At 59.0% G+C, this 18,907-nt stretch carries 25 protein-coding genes; 10 read left to right on the top strand and 15 right to left on the bottom strand.

The features are described 5' to 3' along the window. Positions 1 to 4 precede the first annotated feature (4 nt). On the bottom strand, positions 5 to 712 hold the full coding sequence (locus tag AC2FF7_RS13350) for a GNAT family N-acetyltransferase (protein WP_480869126.1): 708 nt from the start codon (positions 710 to 712) through the stop codon (positions 5 to 7). Beyond that, on the bottom strand, positions 709 to 1,431 hold the full coding sequence (locus tag AC2FF7_RS13345) for a competence/damage-inducible protein A (RefSeq protein WP_170755225.1): 723 nt from the start codon (positions 1,429 to 1,431) through the stop codon (positions 709 to 711). The genes AC2FF7_RS13350 and AC2FF7_RS13345 overlap by 4 nt, the downstream gene beginning before the upstream one ends. 51 nt (positions 1,432 to 1,482) lie before the next feature. Here AC2FF7_RS13345 and sfsA point away from each other — a divergent pair, with 51 nt between their 5' ends. Continuing rightward, the gene (gene sfsA, locus AC2FF7_RS13340; protein WP_480869124.1) at positions 1,483 to 2,184 is read left to right on the top strand and encodes a DNA/RNA nuclease SfsA; all 702 of its coding nucleotides are present in this window, start codon (positions 1,483 to 1,485) and stop codon (positions 2,182 to 2,184) included. Here the strand turns inward: sfsA and AC2FF7_RS13335 are convergent. Next, a complete protein-coding gene (locus AC2FF7_RS13335) occupies positions 2,177 to 2,488 on the bottom strand; it encodes a hypothetical protein (RefSeq protein ID WP_496905777.1) in 312 nt (103 codons plus the stop codon). The two genes, sfsA and AC2FF7_RS13335, sit on opposite strands and share 8 nt — an antisense overlap. A 304-nt stretch (positions 2,489 to 2,792) precedes the next feature. On the opposite strand from AC2FF7_RS13335, the gene map reads away from it, so the two are divergent. Next, entirely contained in the window at positions 2,793 to 3,605 is an 813-nt protein-coding gene (gene map, locus AC2FF7_RS13330) for a type I methionyl aminopeptidase (RefSeq protein WP_170755223.1), read from the top strand. Here map and AC2FF7_RS13325 read toward each other — a convergent pair. Genes AC2FF7_RS13325 through AC2FF7_RS13310 form a run of 4 tightly spaced genes read right to left on the bottom strand, consistent with a single transcriptional unit; the run spans position 3,593 to position 6,188 of the window. Then, on the bottom strand, positions 3,593 to 3,772 hold the full coding sequence (locus AC2FF7_RS13325; protein ID WP_170755222.1) for a hypothetical protein: 180 nt from the start codon (positions 3,770 to 3,772) through the stop codon (positions 3,593 to 3,595). The two genes, map and AC2FF7_RS13325, sit on opposite strands and share 13 nt — an antisense overlap. Positions 3,773 to 3,794: 22 nt before the next feature. After that, positions 3,795 to 4,430 carry an HAD family hydrolase gene (locus AC2FF7_RS13320; RefSeq protein WP_496850762.1) on the bottom strand — a complete coding sequence of 212 codons (636 nt, stop codon included), beginning with the start codon at positions 4,428 to 4,430 and terminating at the stop codon, positions 3,795 to 3,797. Beyond that, complete coding sequence (gene rsmD / locus AC2FF7_RS13315; protein ID WP_496905776.1) at positions 4,423 to 4,980, bottom strand: 16S rRNA (guanine(966)-N(2))-methyltransferase RsmD; 558 nt, start codon at positions 4,978 to 4,980, stop codon at positions 4,423 to 4,425. Before rsmD ends, AC2FF7_RS13320 begins: the two co-directional genes overlap by 8 nt. Then, positions 4,977 to 6,188 carry an NAD(P)/FAD-dependent oxidoreductase gene (locus AC2FF7_RS13310; protein WP_496905775.1) on the bottom strand — a complete coding sequence of 404 codons (1,212 nt, stop codon included), beginning with the start codon at positions 6,186 to 6,188 and terminating at the stop codon, positions 4,977 to 4,979. The genes rsmD and AC2FF7_RS13310 overlap by 4 nt, the downstream gene beginning before the upstream one ends. A gap of 99 nt (positions 6,189 to 6,287) precedes the next feature. Between AC2FF7_RS13310 and AC2FF7_RS13305 the strand changes: the two genes are divergently transcribed. The 4 genes from AC2FF7_RS13305 (at position 6,288) to AC2FF7_RS13290 (ending at position 7,817) form a co-directional block, all read left to right on the top strand. Further along, the gene (locus AC2FF7_RS13305) at positions 6,288 to 6,773 is read left to right on the top strand and encodes a peroxiredoxin (RefSeq protein ID WP_480869119.1); all 486 of its coding nucleotides are present in this window, start codon (positions 6,288 to 6,290) and stop codon (positions 6,771 to 6,773) included. A 100-nt stretch (positions 6,774 to 6,873) separates the two neighbouring features. Next, on the top strand, positions 6,874 to 7,119 hold the full coding sequence (locus AC2FF7_RS13300) for a glycine zipper 2TM domain-containing protein (RefSeq protein ID WP_480869118.1): 246 nt from the start codon (positions 6,874 to 6,876) through the stop codon (positions 7,117 to 7,119). A gap of 10 nt (positions 7,120 to 7,129) precedes the next feature. Next, entirely contained in the window at positions 7,130 to 7,477 is a 348-nt protein-coding gene (locus AC2FF7_RS13295) for an EF-hand domain-containing protein (protein ID WP_480869117.1), read from the top strand. Positions 7,478 to 7,505: 28 nt separating this feature from the next. Further along, positions 7,506 to 7,817: a hypothetical protein gene (locus AC2FF7_RS13290; protein ID WP_480869116.1), complete on the top strand. Its 312-nt coding sequence runs from the start codon at positions 7,506 to 7,508 to the stop codon at positions 7,815 to 7,817. On the opposite strand, the gene AC2FF7_RS13285 is transcribed toward AC2FF7_RS13290, so the two are convergent. Genes AC2FF7_RS13285 through AC2FF7_RS13270 form a run of 4 tightly spaced genes read right to left on the bottom strand, consistent with a single transcriptional unit; the run spans position 7,814 to position 10,556 of the window. Beyond that, the gene (locus AC2FF7_RS13285) at positions 7,814 to 8,107 is read right to left on the bottom strand and encodes a 4a-hydroxytetrahydrobiopterin dehydratase (RefSeq protein ID WP_170355939.1); all 294 of its coding nucleotides are present in this window, start codon (positions 8,105 to 8,107) and stop codon (positions 7,814 to 7,816) included. The genes AC2FF7_RS13290 and AC2FF7_RS13285 overlap by 4 nt on opposite strands. Beyond that, positions 8,104 to 9,291, bottom strand: a complete 1,188-nt coding sequence (locus tag AC2FF7_RS13280) for a GNAT family N-acetyltransferase (protein ID WP_496905774.1) — start codon at positions 9,289 to 9,291, stop codon at positions 8,104 to 8,106. Before AC2FF7_RS13280 ends, AC2FF7_RS13285 begins: the two co-directional genes overlap by 4 nt. Before the next feature lie 45 nt (positions 9,292 to 9,336). Further along, complete coding sequence (locus tag AC2FF7_RS13275) at positions 9,337 to 10,104, bottom strand: glycerophosphodiester phosphodiesterase family protein (protein WP_496905773.1); 768 nt, start codon at positions 10,102 to 10,104, stop codon at positions 9,337 to 9,339. Continuing rightward, positions 10,101 to 10,556 carry a RidA family protein gene (locus tag AC2FF7_RS13270; protein WP_170355934.1) on the bottom strand — a complete coding sequence of 152 codons (456 nt, stop codon included), beginning with the start codon at positions 10,554 to 10,556 and terminating at the stop codon, positions 10,101 to 10,103. The genes AC2FF7_RS13275 and AC2FF7_RS13270 overlap by 4 nt, the downstream gene beginning before the upstream one ends. Before the next feature lie 315 nt (positions 10,557 to 10,871). On the opposite strand from AC2FF7_RS13270, the gene AC2FF7_RS13265 reads away from it, so the two are divergent. Beyond that, positions 10,872 to 11,669, top strand: a complete 798-nt coding sequence (locus AC2FF7_RS13265; protein WP_480869113.1) for an MlaA family lipoprotein — start codon at positions 10,872 to 10,874, stop codon at positions 11,667 to 11,669. After that, on the top strand, positions 11,659 to 12,267 hold the full coding sequence (locus AC2FF7_RS13260; protein ID WP_170355932.1) for an MlaC/ttg2D family ABC transporter substrate-binding protein: 609 nt from the start codon (positions 11,659 to 11,661) through the stop codon (positions 12,265 to 12,267). Before AC2FF7_RS13265 ends, AC2FF7_RS13260 begins: the two co-directional genes overlap by 11 nt. A 72-nt stretch (positions 12,268 to 12,339) precedes the next feature. Here AC2FF7_RS13260 and AC2FF7_RS13255 read toward each other — a convergent pair whose 3' ends face one another. The 4 genes from AC2FF7_RS13255 to AC2FF7_RS13240 are packed head-to-tail and all read right to left on the bottom strand — an operon-like array spanning position 12,340 to position 16,513. Beyond that, on the bottom strand, positions 12,340 to 13,434 hold the full coding sequence (locus AC2FF7_RS13255; RefSeq protein ID WP_480869112.1) for an ABC transporter ATP-binding protein: 1,095 nt from the start codon (positions 13,432 to 13,434) through the stop codon (positions 12,340 to 12,342). 5 nt (positions 13,435 to 13,439) lie between these two features. Then, positions 13,440 to 14,345: a carbohydrate ABC transporter permease gene (locus AC2FF7_RS13250; RefSeq protein ID WP_180885230.1), complete on the bottom strand. Its 906-nt coding sequence runs from the start codon at positions 14,343 to 14,345 to the stop codon at positions 13,440 to 13,442. Beyond that, complete coding sequence (locus tag AC2FF7_RS13245; protein ID WP_170355925.1) at positions 14,338 to 15,210, bottom strand: carbohydrate ABC transporter permease; 873 nt, start codon at positions 15,208 to 15,210, stop codon at positions 14,338 to 14,340. Before AC2FF7_RS13245 ends, AC2FF7_RS13250 begins: the two co-directional genes overlap by 8 nt. A gap of 58 nt (positions 15,211 to 15,268) precedes the next feature. Beyond that, positions 15,269 to 16,513: an ABC transporter substrate-binding protein gene (locus tag AC2FF7_RS13240; protein WP_480869111.1), complete on the bottom strand. Its 1,245-nt coding sequence runs from the start codon at positions 16,511 to 16,513 to the stop codon at positions 15,269 to 15,271. A gap of 219 nt (positions 16,514 to 16,732) precedes the next feature. On the opposite strand from AC2FF7_RS13240, the gene AC2FF7_RS13235 reads away from it, so the two are divergent. Continuing rightward, positions 16,733 to 17,467: a response regulator transcription factor gene (locus AC2FF7_RS13235; RefSeq protein ID WP_170755211.1), complete on the top strand. Its 735-nt coding sequence runs from the start codon at positions 16,733 to 16,735 to the stop codon at positions 17,465 to 17,467. Beyond that, entirely contained in the window at positions 17,464 to 18,906 is a 1,443-nt protein-coding gene (locus AC2FF7_RS13230) for a sensor histidine kinase (RefSeq protein ID WP_170355920.1), read from the top strand. Before AC2FF7_RS13235 ends, AC2FF7_RS13230 begins: the two co-directional genes overlap by 4 nt. Position 18,907: the final 1 nt, after the last annotated feature.

Here is an 18,907-nt window from a genome sequence, read left to right as displayed (position 1 = left end):
CTCCTTAGATACACTGACGGTAATGGTATTCTCCGACGATCTCCATTCCAAGTGCCTGATAGAGACCATTGGCCCCAGCATTTGCCTTGGTGCAGATTACGCTTAGGGTTTGCGCGCCTTGTTCCTGCGCCCAGAACGCAGCTGCACGCATCGCCCATTTTCCCAGCCCGTGGCGACGATGATCGGGCAGGATCTCCAACGCATGGGCCATGGCAATAGCGTCATGCATGGCGACAAAACCCGTACCTGCGGGTTGATCCGAACGCCGCATTAGCAGACCCGTTTTCGGCCCCGTAGCACGAGCCATCACGGCCAATCGCGCAGGTCCGATCCCGCCTTTGGCCCAGATCTCATTCATGATGGCCAGCGGATCCCAGATGGCAAAGGCTGTCACACGTGGAATCGGGATATCCGTCAAATGACCAACCGGGCAGGAATAGATATTAACGGGGTCCAGAACCTCATAGCCTCGGTTCTCGAGTTGCCGATCAAGCACCTCATCGCCGGGCCACAAACAAAAGATGCGCTTCTGACCCATCGCCAGCATCGCCGTCTCGGCCGAGTCGATCTGTGCCTCGGTCGCCGGTCCAAGAGCACTGGCTGCCGACACACGAGAACCGCCGCCCTGCCCTTCGCGCAGTTGAAACGGCCCAAGCCGTTCGTACCGTGCGGCAGGCCATGTGCCGTCAACGATACTGGCCCAGCGCGTCAAAGCTGAAGCTCTTTCGCAAGCCGGGTGATTGCGGCATCGACTTGCGGCCCATCGGTGCCTCGGACGACAATATTGGCACCGAAGACACCGTTGACCTGAAATGGATAGCTGCCAATCGCCAAATCTGGAAAATCAGCAGCCAAGACGGCCAGAGGCCCCGCGATGTCGCCTTCGCCGCGATTGACGCGCAGCGTCTGAGACAGTAGCGGGCTTCCACCGGTCAGGCCCGGCAAAACGCTGGCCACCATGGCCTGAAACACCGAAGGCACCCCGGCCATGACATGCACGTTCTCGATCGTGAAACCGGGTGCTGTCGATACCGGGTTGTCGATCAGGGTCGCGCCATCCGGGATGCGTGCCATGCGCAAGCGAGCCGCGTTCAGCTCTAACCCGGAATTTTTATAATGTGCTTCAAGCAGAGCCCGGGCGTCAGCGCGCACATCAATGGCCGCACCAAAGGCCCGTGCGATGCAATCGGCAGTGATATCGTCATGTGTCGGGCCGATTCCACCGCTGGTAAAAACATGGTCATGTGCGTCCGCCAACGCTTTGATGGCCGCCTCGATCGCCGGAGCGTCGTCGCTGACAATGCGCACCTCTTTCAGGTCGATGCCTTGTTTGGTTAGCTCACCGGCTAGATAGTGCATATTGGCATCGCGTGTGCGGCCCGACAGGATTTCATCCCCGATCACCAGCATTGCAGCGGTTGGATTGGCCATGGCGCATACCCTCTCTTGATCGACCCTACGGGCAGGTATAGGCCGTGGGACATGCGATTTGAAACCCCTCTTGTCCCCGCCCACCTGATCCGCCGTTACAAACGCTTTCTCGCCGATTGCCAGCTGGAAGACGGGCGCGAGGTGACTGCCCATTGTGCCAATCCGGGCTCGATGATGGGGCTAGCGGAGCCTGGCCAGAAAATCTGGCTGGAACCCAATGACGACCCGAAGAAAAAGCTGAAATACGGCTGGCGGCTGGTCGACCATGAAAACGGGCATTTCACCGGGGTGGATACATCCGTTCCCAACAAAGCCTTGCGCGCCGCACTGCAGGCTCGTGACATCCCGGCTTTGGCTGCCTATGAAACCGTACGGCCCGAGGTCAAATACGGACAAAACAGCCGCGTTGATTTTCTACTGACCCAACCCGGCCTGCCCGACGCCTATGTCGAGGTCAAAAGCGTTACCTTGTCGCGCCAACCCGGTCTGGCCGAGTTTCCCGATAGCGTCACGGCGCGTGGCACCAAACATTTGGGCGAGTTGGCTGAGATGGCAACACAAGGACATCGGGCAATCATGCTGTATCTGGTGCAGCGCACCGATTGCGGCAGGTTTGCTCTGGCTGCAGACATCGATCCCGCCTATGTGGCAGCTTTTGAAGCCGCTAGAGGAGTGGAGCGGCTGATCTGCGGCACGACGATTTCGCCCCAAGGTGTTTGGGTCGACGCAGGCAAAGACTGGCAAATCACATAACTAAACCAGAGAACCGGAATTCGCCCAGATATGCACCGGTTTGCGGATTGAACCCGCGATAAGTGCCATCTTCTGCCAGTCCCACGACCGCGCACAGCTTGCGGCCCTGTCGGAAAGTGGCCCAACGGCTGCAAATTTCACTCCCTTCCAACCACCAATCACCAGTGTCCTGCCCCAGCTGCGGCACACGGATTTGAAATCCGCCGTCGCTATGTATCCGGGCGGATCCGGTGATATGAAACCGCTGAAACGCGATTTTGCGGTCCGTTGTCAACAAAGCGGACAGGTCATCCGCGGACAGCATCTGCACCTCCTCTCGGCACCCGGCAAGGACGCAAAGGGCAAGGATCAGGTTTCTTTTCAAACGTCGTGTCCTTTGTTGCGCGGCATGACTCTATCGTCATTCTGCGGGTGCGCAGATCACAAGATCGCGCGAAATTACCCGCCGACTGCCAATCCAATTGCATCTAAACTGCAGGCATGCTTGAATTTCTGCAGTATCAAACCATTTCTATTGATCTGCAAACCCGCGACCCATCGCCCTCTGGAACTTTCTGCACAAGCAGCGTAAACAAAGTGCTGCGCGAAACATTTGGAGCCTAGCGTCGATGAAAGAGCATCGTGGCCGCCTGACCAAGGACGGTATCCGCATCTATGAACAGGGTGACTTTGCCGGCATGCATGCGGCAGGAGCCTTGGCTGCACGGATTCTGGATGATATCGCCCCGCATGTGTTCCCGGGCCAGACCACCGGCGCGATTGACGGGTTGATCACCCAGATGGTCGAGGACGCGGGCGCGACCTCGGCAACCATTGGGTACAAGGGCTATCAGCACGCCAGCTGCATCAGCGTAAACCATGTTGTCTGCCACGGCATTCCCGGCGACAAGCGGCTGAAAGACGGCGATATCCTGAATATCGACGTCACGGTTATTGTGGATGGCTGGTTTGGCGACACCTCACGCATGTATGTGGCCGGTAAGCTGCCCCGCAAAGCCGAGCGTTTGATTCAAGTGACCCATGACGCCCTGTTCAAGGGCATCGAGATGGTCAAGCCCGGCAATACCTTCGGTGATATCGGCCACGCGATTCAGGCCTATGTCGAGGCGCACCGGATGAGCGTCGTGCGCGATTTCTGCGGTCACGGTCTGGGGCGTGTATTCCACGCACCGCCCAACGTGTTGCATTACGGCCGTCCCGGCACCGGTGCCGTTCTGGAAGAGGGCATGTTCTTCACCATAGAACCGATGGTCAATCTGGGCCGACCCGAGACCAAGACGCTGGCCGATGACTGGACCGCCGTGACTCGCGACAAGTCGTTGTCAGCGCAGTTTGAACACTCGGTGGGTGTAACGGCCAATGGGGTCGAGATTTTCACCCTGTCACCGGGCGATATGTTCCACCCAACCTATTCGTCCTGATCAAGCGCCTGATCGCGGAGCAGTTTCAGCAACAAAGTTTCATCCCGCCACGGGATGACGGCGTCATGGATGAACACAGGGGCACGCAAGGGCTTGCGCTCGGGGCTGGTTGAGGTGTCGGCATCCTGCGAAGGTGCCCAGAACGGAGGGGTGAGTGCGCGATCCATACCGCAGCTTACCACATCCCGGTCAGAGTCCCAAAATCACCGGAACTTGAGCCATATCCGTAAACAGCTCGGCCCCCAGATCGACCAGTTTTTGCCCTCCGCCCTGTGGCGCATAAGCCAGACAGCGCATATCGGCGCGCATTGCGGCGGTGACGCCGCTAGGGCTGTCCTCGATCACGACGGGAGCTTTCGCCCCAAACTGTTCAGCCGCCGTCAGAAACAGGGTTGGATCGGGTTTCGCCACCTTTAGAACATGGGCCGAGAAGGCCACATCCCGAAACCTGTCCCACAGTCCGTTTTGGCCCAGTGTGATCTGCATCTTGTCCGGACTGCCATTTGAGGCAACACAAAAGGGAACACCGCGCGCGTCCAGCGTGGCCAGCAGATCGGCAACACCCGGCATCAGGTCCACTCCGCCGCGCAGACGCGCGTAAGTCTCTGCATAGACTTCATCGACCCAATCCTGTGGCAGATCCGCGCCCAGCGCACGAGCTTTGTCGCGCACCCCGGTCATGGTGCCGCCAAGAAAGAACCCCACACTGTCTTCAAGAGTCAGGTCCAGCCCATAACGTGAAAGGTTTTCGACCAGCACCTGATTGGACAGCGGCTCACTGTCCACCAGCACGCCATCGCAGTCAAAGATCACCAGATCATGCATCCGTATCGCCCTTCCACATCAGCGTGATATGCGTATCGCCGTATTTGCGGCTATCTTGCAGGGTGAACCCTTCGGGCGGCTGCATGGGGGCGTTTTCCTCCCACACGATGAGGGCGTCATCGTCGATCCAGCCGGACAACGCGGCAATAGCCTTTTGGCCCATCGACTTGCCGTAAGGCGGATCGAGAAAGATCAGATCATAAGGCGCGCCGGTGTTTTCACCCAGCCGGGTTGCATCGCGGCGGATCAACTGGGTTCGGTCAGTACAGCGGGTCAGGTCGATATTCTTGCGGATTAGCCCCTGTGCCACGCGCCCGTCATCCACGAAGGTCACATGAGCCGCACCGCGCGACAGTGCCTCAAGCCCCAATGCGCCGGTGCCTGCAAACAGGTCCAGCACGCGCAGCCCGTCAAAATCAATCTGGTGACTTAGGACGTTGAACAGACTTTCGCGCACCCGGTCCGTCGTAGGCCGCAAATGCGCCCCCGCATCCCCCTTACCGACCGAGGCCAAAGCCCGGCCCCGGAATTCTCCGGCGATAATCCTCACGCTTTGAGCAGCGGTTTCAGGTCCGCATTCGGGTCGGCCACCACGGCGGGATCGGCGGTTTTACCTGCGTCGATCAGGCGTTTGCCAACCATATAAGCGCGCGGATCGTTCATCGCGTCCACCGCAATCAGTTGATCGCCTTTGTAATACCAGAAGGACACGGTTGCGCCCTCTGCCTGCCGGGTCACGACGCGATCATAGCCGGTGTTCAAACCGGCGATTTGGAGTTTGACGTCATACTGATCCGACCAGAACCACGGCGTCGCGGTGTAATCCTTGGCCGCGCCCAGCATGTTCTGGGCCACGATCTCGGCCTGATCAATGGCGTTGGGTACGCTCTCCAGACGGATACGCCCTTCGCCATGCGGGAAAGACGCGCAATCGCCCGCCGCCCAGATCGACGGATCCGAGGTGCGGCCATGGGCGTCGGTTTTGATGCCGTTGTCCAGCTCCAGCCCTGCCATTTCAGCCAGCTGAGTCGCGGGCGCTATGCCCACGCCGACCACGACGAAATCAACGGCAATCTCGGTGCCATCGGTCAAAATTGCGCCTGTCACCTTACCATCTTCGCCCAGCAGACGGTCCAGCCCGACGCCTTCACGGATATCGGCCCCGTATCCGGAATGCAGCGCGCGGAAATAATCGCTGGTCTCAGGCGCTGCGACCCGTTGCAGGATGCGGTCGGCCATCTCGACCAAGGTCACCTTGACCCCGCGCTTGGCGCAGACCGCAGCCGCCTCGAGCCCGATATAACCACCGCCCACGATCAGCGCGCGGGCGCCGTCGGTCACGCGCGGCTCCATCTCGTCGATATGGGCAAGATCGCGCACCACATGTACGCCCGCCAGATCACCACCAATCGCAGCAGGCAGGCGGCGCGGATCGGATCCGGTGGTCAGGGCCAGTTCGTCATAGGAAATGACCTCATCACCCAGCGACACGGTCTTGGCTTGCGGATCAATCGCAGTCACGCGCTGGCCCAGACGCAGAGTAATGTTGTTCTCGGCATAAAAGCTCTCGGGGCGCAGGAACAGGCGCTCCAGCTCCATCTCGCCCAGCAGATAAGCCTTGGACAAGGGCGGGCGCTGATAAGGCAGATGCGGCTCGGCCCCGATCAGGGTGATGTCGCCCTCAAACCCGTCTTTGCGCAGCCGCGCCACCAGCGATGCACCCGCCTGCCCGGCACCGATCACGACAATATGGCTCATCTTCCCCTCACCCTGTCGAATTCCCGTGGTCTCCTCCACGCGACCACCTATATTGCGGCTGAGCCCGACTCTGCAAATCCAAACGACAGGAGCACAAAAATGATTTCAACAGGTGATACGCTGCCCGACGCCACACTGACCCAGATGGGCGCTGAAGGCCCTGAAGAGGTTCGGATTTCCGACAAGACAAACGGGCGCAAAGTGGTGATCTTTGCCGTCCCCGGTGCATTCACGCCCACCTGCCATTCGGCTCATGTGCCCAGCTTCATGCGCACCAAGGATCAGTTCGATGCCAAAGGCGTGGACGAAATCATCTGCCTGTCGGTCAACGACCCCTTCGTGATGAAAGCCTGGGGCGAGGCCACAGGCGCGTCCGATGCGGGCCTGACCATGCTGGCGGATGCCGCGTCCGAGTTCACCAAGGCCATCGGTATGGATTTCGACGCTCCGCCGGCCGGGCTGATCGCGCGCTCGAAACGCTATGCGATGCTGGTCGAGGATGGCAAAGTCACCGCGCTGAACCTGGAAGAAAGCCCCGGCGCGTGCGAAATCTCTGCTGGTGAGGGCCTTTTGGACGTCATCTGATCCGGTTTGGCCCCGGTTCTGTCGGGGCCTTTGCCCTATTTAACTTGATAGATAACTCTGAACGGCAAATACTCGGCCTAGTTGTTCAGGGAGTTCTTTTATGAAGGTCAAGTCCATTACCCTATGTCTGGGCACGGCAGGCGCACTGGCCGCGTGCGGTCCGGCCCCCACACCCCAACAACAAGCCGCCCGCCAGCATGAGATCGCCTGCCTCAGCGGCACGGTCGGCGGCGCGCTATTGGGTGGCGTCATCGGCAATCAGTTTGGCGGCGGGTCCGGCAAAACGATCCTGACAGCAGCAGGGGCTGCCGTCGGCGGGATCGAAGGTCAGAAATTCGCGTGCTGAGGAGGACATCATGAGACTTGGGATTTTGACACTTGGCCTGACACTGTTGGCCGACACCAGTGTGGCCGAAACCGTGGCAGAGCTGCATGAGAACGAACTGAAAGCCATCGACGCCAACAATGACGGTTTTCTGTCCAAAGACGAGTTCAACGCCTTTTCAGACTATGCATTTCAGGCGATGGATGAGGACAAGAGTGGCACGCTGGGTCTGGAGGAAGCCAAACCCTTTCTGGACATAAAGCAATTTCAAAGCGTTGACCGCAATCGGGATAACGTTATCTCTCGACCAGAATATGATGCGCAGATGACTGAGGATTTCTCATCTGCCGACAAAAACAGGAATGGTCAGTTGGACTAGGACCGCCCCAACCCGACAGGAGCGCGCTATGAAAAAATGGATTTCTCTGGGTGTTCTGGCTTTGCTTGCAGCGTGTGACGTGCCGCAAGCGCCGATTGTAACCGGACCGGATGGTCAGCAGCGGATACAAATAAACACCAGCGGGCTGACCTGTTATGACACGCGGTGTCTAGACATTAACCCGGCGGCGCGGTCGGTGCGATCGAATGGCCTTCGAGAAACTCGCATCCCGAAAAATATCGACGTGAGCAGTGGCACTGTAACGCCTGATGAATTCCGGCAAATGGGTGTGGCTGCCTCGCTAGCGGGTGGCGTCGGCTCGGCAAGCGACCGGGGTTAGACCAGACTGTCCATCTTTCGGGCCAGCTTTGCGTCCAGCGCCGACAATCCACCCACATCATGGGTAGACAAGGTCACCTCGACCGTACGGTAGACATTGAACCATTCGGGGTGATGGTTCCATTTCTCGGCAAAGATGGCCACTTGGGTCATCCAGCCAAAGGCGTGGACAAAATCCTGGAAGATGAAAGTCTTGGTGATTGCGTCCCGGCCTTCCACCATTGTCCAGCCATTTTGAAACAGAGGGTCCAGAAGGGGGCCGCGCGTTTCCGTTGACAAAAGTTCGGTCATTGCTGTTCCTCCGGGTTCGCTTTTCTGAACGGGCCGTAATCCGTCAGAATCTCGATCTCTTCTCCCACTGCGCGGGCCTCGGCGTCCAGATATTTTCGGATCGCGTCGGAAAAACCAGGGTCGTTGACCCAGTGAAGACTGTGCGTGCGCGTTGGCAGATAACCGCGGGCCAGCTTGTGTTCCCCCTGCGCGCCCGCCTCGACCCGTGACAAGCCTTGCGCAATGGCGATATCGATTGCCCGATAGTAACACAGTTCGAAATGCAGGCAGGCGTGATGTTCGATGCAGCCCCAATAGCGGCCATAAAGCGTCTCGCGCCCGATGAAATTCAACGCACCTGCAATTGGATATCCATCCCGTTCAGCTAGCACCAACGCCATGTCGTCGGCCATGGTTTCATGAGCGATGTCAAAGAACTGACGGGTCAGATAGGGGACCCCCCACTTACGTGACCCAGTGTCCTGATAAAACCGCCAGAACGCATCCCAGTGCTCTGGCCGTAGGTCATCGCCCGTGTAGGTGCGAATCTGGCCGCCAAATCCACAGGCCTGCGCACGTTCCTTACGGATATTCTTACGTTTGCGCGACGAGAGCGCCGCCAGAAACCCGTCGAAATCCGCATAGTCATGATTGAGCCAGTGAAACTGTTGCGAATGACGCACCATCAGGCCCATTTCTTCACCCGCTTCGGCCTCGGCCTCGGTGCAAAAGGTCGCGTGGATGGATGAGACCTGATTATCCGCCGCCAGTTGCACCGCACCTTGTACGAGGGCCGACAGGCCAACGCCCTCATACCCCGGCCGCACCAGAAACCGTCGCCCCGTGGCGGGTGTGAAGGGCACCGCAATTTGAAGCTTGGGGTAATAGCGCCCGCCCGCATTCTCATAAGCGTGCGCCCAGTTGTGGTCAAAGATGTACTCACCCTGCGAATGCGACTTGGCATACAACGGGGCCGCGCCGATCAGCATTCCATCCAGATACGCGGTCAGATATTGCGGTTGCCAGCCTGACCCGCGCCCGACCGAGCCGCTGTTCTCCAGCGCCAACAAAAACCGATGCGTGGTAAACGGATCAAGTGGGCGACCGCCATCCGCAGCCTCGGGACAGGCACAACTGTCCCACTCTGCAGCAGGGATTTGCGAAAGCGACCCCAGTACCCGAACCTCGATTTGCGCCTGATCCATGTGCCCTCCGCGTCTTGTCTTTATCTGTGACGGATGGGGTGGGGTTCAACCCGGGTGGGCGGCCAAATACCCCTCGAAGGTCACATTATCGGCAACCTTGCGGGCCTCTGCCTCTTGTTCGGGCGAGCGGATGGTCCAACACAGGATCGGCACACCCTGCGCCTTCAACTCGGCCACACGGGGACGCGCCAGGTCTGCAGCCTCATGACTTATGAAACTGGCGCTGACCCGTTCGAAATCGGGAATGCTACGCAAATGGTCGCAGACTGCTTGCGGCAGATGTTCGACCTTGGGCTGATACGAACAGGTTGTGATGCCGCGCGGCAGATGGGGGGCAATTCGTGCCAGTTCGGCGACGGAATTAGGGTTGAATGACATCAGCGCCACGGCCCCGTCATAGCCCTGCAAAGCACGCACGGTGTCTTGCTCCAGAGGGCCAACATCAGTGCCCATCGCGCCATCCTGATCTTTCAATTCGATCAGCAGAGGCACTTGCCCGGCCACGATCTCAAGCACCTCGTCCAGCGTCGGGATACCGTCTGCGGCATGCAAAAGCTGCGTCGTCTGCGCCTCGGCCGCCGAGATTTGCTGAATCAGGCCAGAACGGCCCGTCAGACGGGTCATGTCATAGTCGTGAAACACCATCGCCCGGTTGTCGCTGGTGCGTTGCAGGTCAATCTCGATACCATATCCGGCCTCGACAGCCGCGCGAATGGCCGCCCGGCTGTTTTCCGGGCGGTTGTCCGAGAGGTCGTGCAATGCCCGATGCGCGATCGGAGCCTGCAGGAACACGTCAGGCAAGGCGGGTGTCATGCGACCTCGAAAATACCTTCGATCTCAACAGCCACGCCCAAAGGCAGCGCCGCAGCACTGACAGCCGAGCGCGAATGGCGACCAGCCTCACCCAGCGCTTCGACCAGAAAGTCCGACGCGCCGTTGATGACCTGTGGCTGTGCTGTGAAATCAGGGGTCGAGTTCACGAACCCTGTCAGTTTGATCACCCGCACCAGCTTGTCGATATCACCGCCACATGCCGCTTTGACTTGCGCCAGCAGGTTGATCGCACACACTTTGGCGGCTGCTGCACCAGCCTCGACCTCCATGTCATCGCCCAGCTTGCCGATGATCATCGAACCATCGTTCGAAATCTGCCCCGAAACATAGACGATGTTACCAACGCGCACGAAAGGCACATAGTTGGCCGCCGGTGCCGGCGCGTCGGGCAGTGTAACGCCCATGCTGTCCAGTTTTGCTGCAATGCTCATGTGATGGTCCTCACCTTAATTCGAGTCGGTCGGACGCTAACCGGGAAAGACCGGTTCGAAAAGCACCAAACCGCCGAATTAAGCGTCAATGGTGCTGTAAGCATGACTTCTCTTATTCTTTAGTGTTGAACTCGTGTCACTTTACCTTGACCTCTTAACCGGGTTACACGCTGGCTGTTTCAATAGATTTGTGAAACACCTATGTGACATTGAATTGCGCCGTTAGAAACGGCCAAAGGCAGTATTGATTGAACGTTCAGGCGCATTCGTTCCTGACGTGTTGGAGTGGCAAAGACCGTGCTAAGCAAAATCCGCTTGAGGCCCCTTATCCTCCTGTCCCTAGTGGCTACTCTCGGCGCCTGCGCTACACGCCCGCCGGAAGGCACCCCTCCGGGTGAGGTGTTTGACCCTTACGAAAGAAACAATCGGGGTATCCATAAGTTCAATCTGGGCGTTGACCGGTTTCTGTTCCGTCCCGCCTCGAAAGGCTATGTGAAGATCTTCCCCGATCCGGTTGTGACCAGTTTCAGCAATTTCGCGGAAAACCTGACCATGCCGGGGCAGGCGCTGGACTATCTGTTGCAGGGAAATCTGAAACAGTCAGGCAATGCCCTGCTACGCTTTGCAATCAATACTACCGTTGGCGGGGCAGGCTTATCCAAACCTGCGGACGAGTTGAACCTGCCGCCGGTTGACACCGACTTTGGCGAGACACTGCATGTCTGGGGTGTCGGAGAAGGCGCTTATGTGGAACTGCCACTATACGGCCCATCGACCCAGCGCGACGCAATTGGTGTTGTGGTCAATCTTTTCTCGAACCCGATCAACTTTTCGCCTGTGCGCCCGATCGACAATATCGGCGTCTATGCCGAGGTTGTGCGGCGCGCCGGGGATCGGGGTCGGTTCTCGGATACGGTCGACTCGATCCTGTATGAAAGCGCCGACAGTTATGCGCAGTCACAGACCATCTACCTGCAAAACCGCCGGTTTGAACTGGCGCGAGACGATGAAGACGCCTATCTGGGCCTATATGACGACCCCTACGCAGACATCGGAACCGACCCTGTCAGGGACCCCTACCTAGACCCCTACGAGGACCCCTATGCTGAATAACCATCTAAATCGACGCGGATTTGTCGCCACTGGCCTGGCCGGTGTTTTGATGGCCGCCCTGCCCGCCTACGCCCAGACCGAAGCCAGCGCCAAGGCGCTGGTGGTCAGTGTGGTGGACGATATCAACCGCGTGATCGCCTCGGGCAAGTCCGAAAAGTCGATGATCCGCGATTTCGAGAAGATTTTTGCGCAATATGCCGACGTACCAATTATGGCACGTTACGTGTTGGGGGCCGATGGCAGATCTGCCAGCCCGGCGCAGCTGCGACAATTCACCGACGCCTTTCAGGGCTATATCTCGAACAAATATGGCCGCCGATTCCGTGAATTCATCGGCGGTCAGGTCACCGTGCGCAACGCCCGCAAGATCAAAGCAGGGTATGAGGTGCGCACCTCGGTTAAACTTCAGGGCTCGTCCCCGTTCGAGGTGACGTTCCTGGTGTCGGACAAATCGGGCCGTGACCGGTTTTTCAACATGTTCATCGAAGGGGTGAACATGCTGCTGACCGAGCGCACCGAAGTTGGCGCGCTGCTGGACGCGCGCGGAGGCGATCTGAACCGTCTGATCAAGGACATGAAGCAGAACAAGCTGAGCTGATCGGGTTCACATGACAAAAGCGCCGCGCGACCCCCATCGCGCGGCGCTTTTTTTGTTGGCGCTTGAACACCCTTAGTTCAAGCGCTCGCCGGTTTCTTTGGCGAAATACGACACTTTGCTCATGTCGAAGGCGAGGTTCAGAGGTTTCCCCGCCTGCGCGCTGGTTTCCGCGTGCAGACGCGCCGTGACCTGCTTGCCGCCCAGCTCCGAGACCACATAGGTGTCGGCCCCTGCAGGTTCGACCATATCGACAAGACATTCAGCCTCTTGCACCCCGTCGCCTGCGCGGAACCCGGCCTCAGCGATGTCCTCGGGACGCAGACCCAGGATCACATCCTGCGGAAGGGCCAGATCACGCGAATCCGTCAACAGCAGGTCGCCACCCTCACGCGCGATGGCGATCTGGGTGCCCGAACCATTCTTGCGCGCCTGTGCCGGGATCAGGTTCATCGCGGGTGAGCCCATGAAATCCGCCACAAACAGATTGGCCGGGTTGTTGTAGATCTCGGCCGGGGTGCCGATCTGCTGCACCACCCCACCTTTCAACACAACGATCTTGGTCGCCAGCGTCATCGCCTCAATCTGGTCGTGGGTGACATAAACGATCGACGCATCCAGCGTCTGGTGCAGTTTCTTGATCTCGGTGCGCATCTCGACCCGCAGCTTGGCGTCGAGGTTGGATAGCGGTTCGTCGAACAAGAACAGCTTGGGATCGCGCACCAGCGCCCGACCCATGGCCACACGCTGACGCTGTCCACCTGACAACTGGCTTGGGCGGCGGTTCAGCAGTGGTTCGATCTGCAACAGCTGTGCGACCTCTTTCAGCTTGGCATCCTGCGTTGCCTGATCGACCCCGCGCACTTTCATGCCAAAGGTGATGTTCTTGGCCACGGTCATGGTCGGATACAAAGCGTAGGACTGGAACACCATCGCGATGTCGCGGTCCTTGGGGCTGACATGGGTCATGTCATTGCCACCAATGGACAGGGTGCCGCCAGTGATCTCCTCCAACCCCGCAATGCAGTTCAGCAGGGTGGACTTGCCGCAGCCCGAGGGGCCAACCAGCACCAGGAAATCGCCCGGCTCGATCGAGATGTTGATGTCCTTCAGAATCTCGGTCGCACCGTAATTCTTATAGAGTTTGTTGATATCAAGGATGGGTGCCATGGGTCTTATCCCTTCACAGAACCGGCGGTCAGGCCGCGGATGAAATACTTACCGGCAACGACATAGACGAGCAGCGTCGGTAGGCCCGCGATGATCGCGGCGGCCATGTCGACGTTGTATTCTTTGACGCCGGTGGTGGAGTTTACGATGTTATTCAGTGCCACGGTCACGGGTTGCGTGCCCGCCTGGCTGAAGGACACGCCGAACAGGAAGTCGTTCCAGATCTGCGTGAACTGCCAAATCACGGTCACAACGATGATCGGCAGCGACAGCGGCAGGAAGATCGACCAGAAAATCCGCAGGAACCCGGCCCCATCGACGCGTGCGGCCTTGGTCAGCTCGGACGGGATGGTGACATAGTAGTTGCGGAAAAACAGCGTGGTGAAACCCAGCCCGTAGATCACATGGACAAAGATCAGGCCCGGGATGGTGCCGGCGATCCCCATCATACCCAACAGGCGCGCCATCGGCAGCAAAACCACCTGAAACGGAATAAAGCAGCCAAACAGCATCAGCGAAAAGATGATGTTCGCGCCTTTGAACCGCCATTGCGCCACGACATAGCCGTTCAACGCGCCGAGCAGGGTCGAGATCGCCACCGCAGGCACCGCGATGAGGACCGAGTTCCAGAAATAGGGGCGCAGGCCTTCGCACTGAATGCCGGTACAGGCACCGGACCAAGCTGTCTTCCAGGCGTCGAAGCTGACCTCACGCGGCAGCGATATCAGAGACCCGGTGCGGATTTCCTCAAGGCTTTTCAGCGATGTGGTCAACATCACGAACAGCGGCATCAGGTAATACAGCGCAAAGAGGCCCAGCAGGACGTAGAGCAACCAACGCAGGGCAATCTTGCCAGCGGCACTTTGGCTACGAGGTTCGGTTTGGGATTGGGGCATCGACAGATCAGTCATTTTTCGCCCTCAGCTCTGAGTAAAGATAGGGAACGACGATGGCAAAGACGACCAGCATCATGATCATCGCGGATGATGCCGCCTGACCAATATCGCCGCGCGAGAACGCCATGGCGTACATGTAGGTGGCTGGCAGATCGGTTGCGTAACCGGGGCCACCACCCGTGAGGGCGATGACAAGGTCAAAGCTCTTGATCGCGAGGTGGGCCAGCACGATGAAGGCCGACAGGAAGATCGGAGCCATCGACGGGATGATAATCGCCGTATAGATGCGCCATGTTGGGATACCATCGACTTGGGCTGCCTTGATAATCTCACCATCGACCGAACGCAGGCCAGCGAGAAACAGCGCCATGACGAAGCCCGAGCTTTGCCAGATCGCGGCCATCACGATGGTGTAGATGGCGTAGTCCGGGTTCACCAGCCAGTCGAACTCGAAATTCGTGAAACCCCAACCCTGCACCATGGATTCGATCCCCAGACCGGGGTTCAAGATCCACTTCCACGCGGTGCCGGTCACGATCATCGACAGCGCCATCGGGTACAGATAGATCGTTCGGATGGCCCCTTCGACCCGGATCTTCTGATCCAGCAGAATAGCCAGAAGCAGGCCAAGCACCATCGCAATGATGATGAAAAGCGCGCCAAAGATATACAAGTTGTTGATCGCCGTATCCCAGCGGGGCGAGTCAAACAGGCGTTCATACTGGATGAATCCCTTGATCTCGTATTTCGGCAACAGTTTCGATCGGGTCAGTGACACCCAGGCCGTCCATCCGATAAAGCCGTAGACAAAGATCAATACGGCAATGAACGACGGTGCCAGCACCACCTTGGGCAGGTGGTTTTCCAGCCATTCGGACATGATTTCCTCCGGGGAAAGATGCTCTGCCCCGTCAGTATAGGGGGCAGAGCGATTTGGATCAGTAGCTGTTAGCCACTGCTGCCGCCAATTGCTGAACCGCGTCAGCCGACGACATATCCGAGTTGAAATGCGCGGTCACAACATCCGTGATCGCACCAGACTGCGACCCGCGCAGCGCCATGCCGTGGGCATAAGACGGCAGCAGCGAGCCTGCGTCCGAGGTCGAACCCATATCTTCGGCCGACAAGTTGGCGCAGATGTCAAAGTCATCCAGTGCCACGTCGGTCCGTGCCGGGATCGAGCCTTTGTTCAGGTTGAATACTTTCTGGAAGTTCGGTGCGACGATCAGCTTGGCCAACAGGTCCTGACCGGCTTTCTTGTCATCTCCGTCCACATCGAACATTGCAAAGCTGTCGACATTGTACAGATAGCCGTCACCGGGGGTCGAGGCGCACAGGAAGTCCTCACCCGGTTTTTTGCCCGCTGCCAGGAACTCGCCCTTGGCCCAATCACCCATGATCTGGAACGCCGCCTCACCGTTCATGACCATCGCGGTGGCCAGGTTCCAGTCGCGGCCCGAGAAGTTCTCGTCCACGTAGCCGCGCATTGTGCGCATCTGGTCGAACACCTGCACCATCGTGTCCGAGGTCAGCGCCTGAGGGTCCAGATCAACCAGCGCTTTCTGGAAGAACTCGGGACCGCCAATGCCCAGTACCACGGTTTCAAAAACGGTCGCGTCCTGCCATGCCTGACCACCATGGGCCAGCGGGATCACACCTGCGGCTTGCAGCTTATCCGCGGCAGCGTTGAATTCGTCCCACGTGGTCGGCATCTCGATGCCATTTGCGGCCAGAACGTCGGCGTTGGCCCAGATCCAGTCAACGCGGTGTACGTTCACAGGCGCGGCGCACCACGTGCCCTCGCATTTCATATGGCCCGCAATTGAGGCGGGCAGAACGTCTGCCCAACCTTCGGCCTCTGCCACGGATGAGATGTCGGCCAGCACGCCTTCCTCATACCATTCCTGAATGGCCGGGCCTTTCAACTGAACGGCCGTTGGCGCGTTGCCCGACAGAACGCGAGCGCGCAACGCGGTCATCGCGGCATCACCGCCACCACCGGCCACGGGCATATCGGTCCAGCTGCCACCATTGGCCGCGAATTCCTCTTGCAGGACGGCAACCGACTTGGCCTCGCCCCCCGATGTCCACCAATGCAGAACTTCTGCCTGGGGGCCCGCCAACACCGACGATCCGGCCACAACAGCCAGCGTCGATACGGTGGCAAATGCAAAACGTTTCATTTCTTGTCTCCTCCCTAGAGAACGAAGTGACTGCCGCAGCAGCGATGTCGGCCATACTGGGGCGCACAGGCCGTCTGGCAACTTGGAATCCGCGCCAAACCCGTGCATCAGCCCAATTTTTCACCGCTTCTGTTACCGCGTGTTACGTTGACATTGAATCTGTTTCCGTTCGTTACAATTGACGATATCGGAGGAACAGTGACTGGGAGGACAAACCGCGTGAGTATCCCGCGACTTTTGGTGGTGGATGACGACCCCGAGATGCGGGCGATGATGACCCAGTTCCTGCAACAGAACGGGTTCATCGCCCTGCCCGCCAGTTCTGAAAATGAAATCCGCAGCCACCTGAACACCGGCCGCATCGACCTGATCCTGCTGGACGTGATGCTGGGCGATGAAAACGGCGTCGAGATCTGCGCCCGCCTGCGCGCCGAACAGGATGTGCCGATCATTCTGGTCTCGGCCCTCTCAGCCGACCATCAGCGCATGGCGGGGTATGAAGTCGGGGCCGATGACTATATCGCCAAACCCTTCAACCCTCAGCTTCTGCTGGCCCGCGTGCGGGCGGTGATGCAACGGGCGCGGCGGTCATCGTCACTGGCCTACCGCCGCCGCATCCACAGCTTCCGCTTTGACGGCTGGCTCTATGATGGCAAACGCGATGAGGTGCATTCGCCCGAGGGCTATTTGGTGGCGCTGTCACAACGTGAGACGGCGTTGCTCAAGGTTTTGCTGGCCAATCCGCATATCCCCCTGACAAGGGATGAGATCGTCGCCGCGCTGGATGTCACCGGCGGCACCGACAAACCCGAGGCGCAGGGCCGCGCCATCGACATGCTGGTCGGGCGGTTGCGGTCAAAGATCGAAGTCAACCCGAAGGACCCGCAGATGCTGCGCACCGAACGCGGCGTCGGCTATGTTTTTGCCGCCGACGTGTCGGTGCAAGAGGAATGACGCTGCGCCTACGCAATTTAGGCTGGTTTTGGGTGATCTCAGCCTTCGCAACAGGGCTGGTATCGGCCAGCCTGTGGTTTGCTTCGGCCCGCGCCTGGAATCAGTTCCTGACGCAATCCTTCGTCGCGGGGTTTACGGTTTACGAAGACCTGCGCACCGGAATGGCCCCAGCAGCCCCGCTGTCCATTACGCCCTTGTCACCGGCGGATGCCGTCCTGGCCGATAAGGGAGAGTTCCAGCAATTGCCTGGGTCTTCGGGCCGTCGGTTCCTGACCAACCTTTCGATCCTGACCGACAGTTCAGCGCCGCTCAACGGGCGTGAATTGACGCTGGCGATCCTGTCCGATCGTCTAGTCTATCCGGTGTCAGATATCGTCTCGCGTAGCGATCAGACAGGGCCCGAGAAGATGGGTAACCTGACACGATTGCTGGCCACCTATTGCAGCGAGCCGATCCTGATCGCGCAGTTTGGACGTGGGCCATGGTACCGCGTGGACGGAACCGGTATCTGGGGGTGCGGCGCGGCCCCGACCGATCTACGCCTGCCTGCGATATTGCTGGGAATCGTAGCGCTGGCGGTGATCCTGACCTCGGTTGGTAATGTGTCTGACACGTTCACCCGGTTTGCCCATGCCCTGCGCGACCGTCGGAGGCGCGGAGGACCCGATAGTTACGACGCAGATGGCCCGACCGAGCTGCGGGACATCGTGTCTGCCGTAAACGCCCATCTCGATGCCGAGCGCGCTCAGTTGGAACAACGTGCCACTGTCCTTTCGGGCGTCAGCCATGATCTGGGAACCCCTGCAACCCGAGTCCGATTGCGCGCTGCGCTCATCGCGGATGACGAACTGCGTGAAAAGCTCGAAGCGGATGTGGATCAGATGACAGGCATGATCGAAAGTGTCCTGACATACACGCGCTCCGAACTGAGTGTCGAAGAGCCTCGTCAGATTTCACTGACATCCCTGGTCGAGTCGGTTGTCGACGACTATCAGGATATGGATCGCCCCGTGACCTTGCAGAACATTGATCCTGTTGCGGTTGAAGGTGCGCCATCCGTTTTTATGTCCCGGCGCGGGCACGGCACCTTGCAGGAAGCGCGGCGCATGCTGGTCACCGCCAGACCGATTTCGCTGAAACGCGCCTTGACCAACCTAATCGACAACGCGCTGAAATACGGCCGCCATGCCGAGGTCCAGCTTGAAACCGACGCGCATTCTGCCACGATCACGGTCGAGGACAAGGGTACCGATCTGTCGGTTCAGGATATCGAAGCTCTGATGGCCCCTTTCCAGCGCGGAACCAATACAGGGTCGTCAGACGGGTTCGGCCTGGGTCTGACCATTGCCGCGACGGTCGCGGAACAGCATGGCGGCGCGCTGCGGTTTGAGGCCGGAGATCAGGGGTTGCGCGCCCGATTGACGATTACACGGCACTGAT

This window comes from Ruegeria sp. YTSC325 (genome assembly GCF_059609525.1).
The sequence above is the reverse complement of the archived record's forward strand: the minus strand, read 5'-3'. Positions and strand labels throughout refer to the sequence as shown.

Excerpts from the sequence above, each read along its gene's own strand:
- AC2FF7_RS13345 (WP_170755225.1), bottom strand. The coding sequence starts at position 1,431 with ATGGCCAATCCAACCGCTGCAATGCTGGTGATCGGGGATGAAATCCTG.
- sfsA (WP_480869124.1), top strand. The coding sequence starts at position 1,483 with ATGCGATTTGAAACCCCTCTTGTCCCCGCCCACCTGATCCGCCGTTAC.
- AC2FF7_RS13335 (WP_496905777.1), bottom strand. The coding sequence starts at position 2,488 with ATGCTGTCCGCGGATGACCTGTCCGCTTTGTTGACAACGGACCGCAAA.
- map (WP_170755223.1), top strand. The coding sequence starts at position 2,793 with ATGAAAGAGCATCGTGGCCGCCTGACCAAGGACGGTATCCGCATCTAT.
- AC2FF7_RS13325 (WP_170755222.1), bottom strand. The coding sequence starts at position 3,772 with ATGGATCGCGCACTCACCCCTCCGTTCTGGGCACCTTCGCAGGATGCC.
- AC2FF7_RS13320 (WP_496850762.1), bottom strand. The coding sequence starts at position 4,430 with ATGCATGATCTGGTGATCTTTGACTGCGATGGCGTGCTGGTGGACAGT.
- AC2FF7_RS13310 (WP_496905775.1), bottom strand. The coding sequence starts at position 6,188 with ATGAGCCATATTGTCGTGATCGGTGCCGGGCAGGCGGGTGCATCGCTG.
- AC2FF7_RS13305 (WP_480869119.1), top strand. The coding sequence starts at position 6,288 with ATGATTTCAACAGGTGATACGCTGCCCGACGCCACACTGACCCAGATG.
- AC2FF7_RS13300 (WP_480869118.1), top strand. The coding sequence starts at position 6,874 with ATGAAGGTCAAGTCCATTACCCTATGTCTGGGCACGGCAGGCGCACTG.
- AC2FF7_RS13295 (WP_480869117.1), top strand. The coding sequence starts at position 7,130 with ATGAGACTTGGGATTTTGACACTTGGCCTGACACTGTTGGCCGACACC.
- AC2FF7_RS13290 (WP_480869116.1), top strand. The coding sequence starts at position 7,506 with ATGAAAAAATGGATTTCTCTGGGTGTTCTGGCTTTGCTTGCAGCGTGT.
- AC2FF7_RS13285 (WP_170355939.1), bottom strand. The coding sequence starts at position 8,107 with ATGACCGAACTTTTGTCAACGGAAACGCGCGGCCCCCTTCTGGACCCT.
- AC2FF7_RS13280 (WP_496905774.1), bottom strand. The coding sequence starts at position 9,291 with ATGGATCAGGCGCAAATCGAGGTTCGGGTACTGGGGTCGCTTTCGCAA.
- AC2FF7_RS13275 (WP_496905773.1), bottom strand. The coding sequence starts at position 10,104 with ATGACACCCGCCTTGCCTGACGTGTTCCTGCAGGCTCCGATCGCGCAT.
- AC2FF7_RS13270 (WP_170355934.1), bottom strand. The coding sequence starts at position 10,556 with ATGAGCATTGCAGCAAAACTGGACAGCATGGGCGTTACACTGCCCGAC.
- AC2FF7_RS13260 (WP_170355932.1), top strand. The coding sequence starts at position 11,659 with ATGCTGAATAACCATCTAAATCGACGCGGATTTGTCGCCACTGGCCTG.
- AC2FF7_RS13255 (WP_480869112.1), bottom strand. The coding sequence starts at position 13,434 with ATGGCACCCATCCTTGATATCAACAAACTCTATAAGAATTACGGTGCG.
- AC2FF7_RS13250 (WP_180885230.1), bottom strand. The coding sequence starts at position 14,345 with ATGACTGATCTGTCGATGCCCCAATCCCAAACCGAACCTCGTAGCCAA.
- AC2FF7_RS13245 (WP_170355925.1), bottom strand. The coding sequence starts at position 15,210 with ATGTCCGAATGGCTGGAAAACCACCTGCCCAAGGTGGTGCTGGCACCG.
- AC2FF7_RS13240 (WP_480869111.1), bottom strand. The coding sequence starts at position 16,513 with ATGAAACGTTTTGCATTTGCCACCGTATCGACGCTGGCTGTTGTGGCC.
- AC2FF7_RS13230 (WP_170355920.1), top strand. The coding sequence starts at position 17,464 with ATGACGCTGCGCCTACGCAATTTAGGCTGGTTTTGGGTGATCTCAGCC.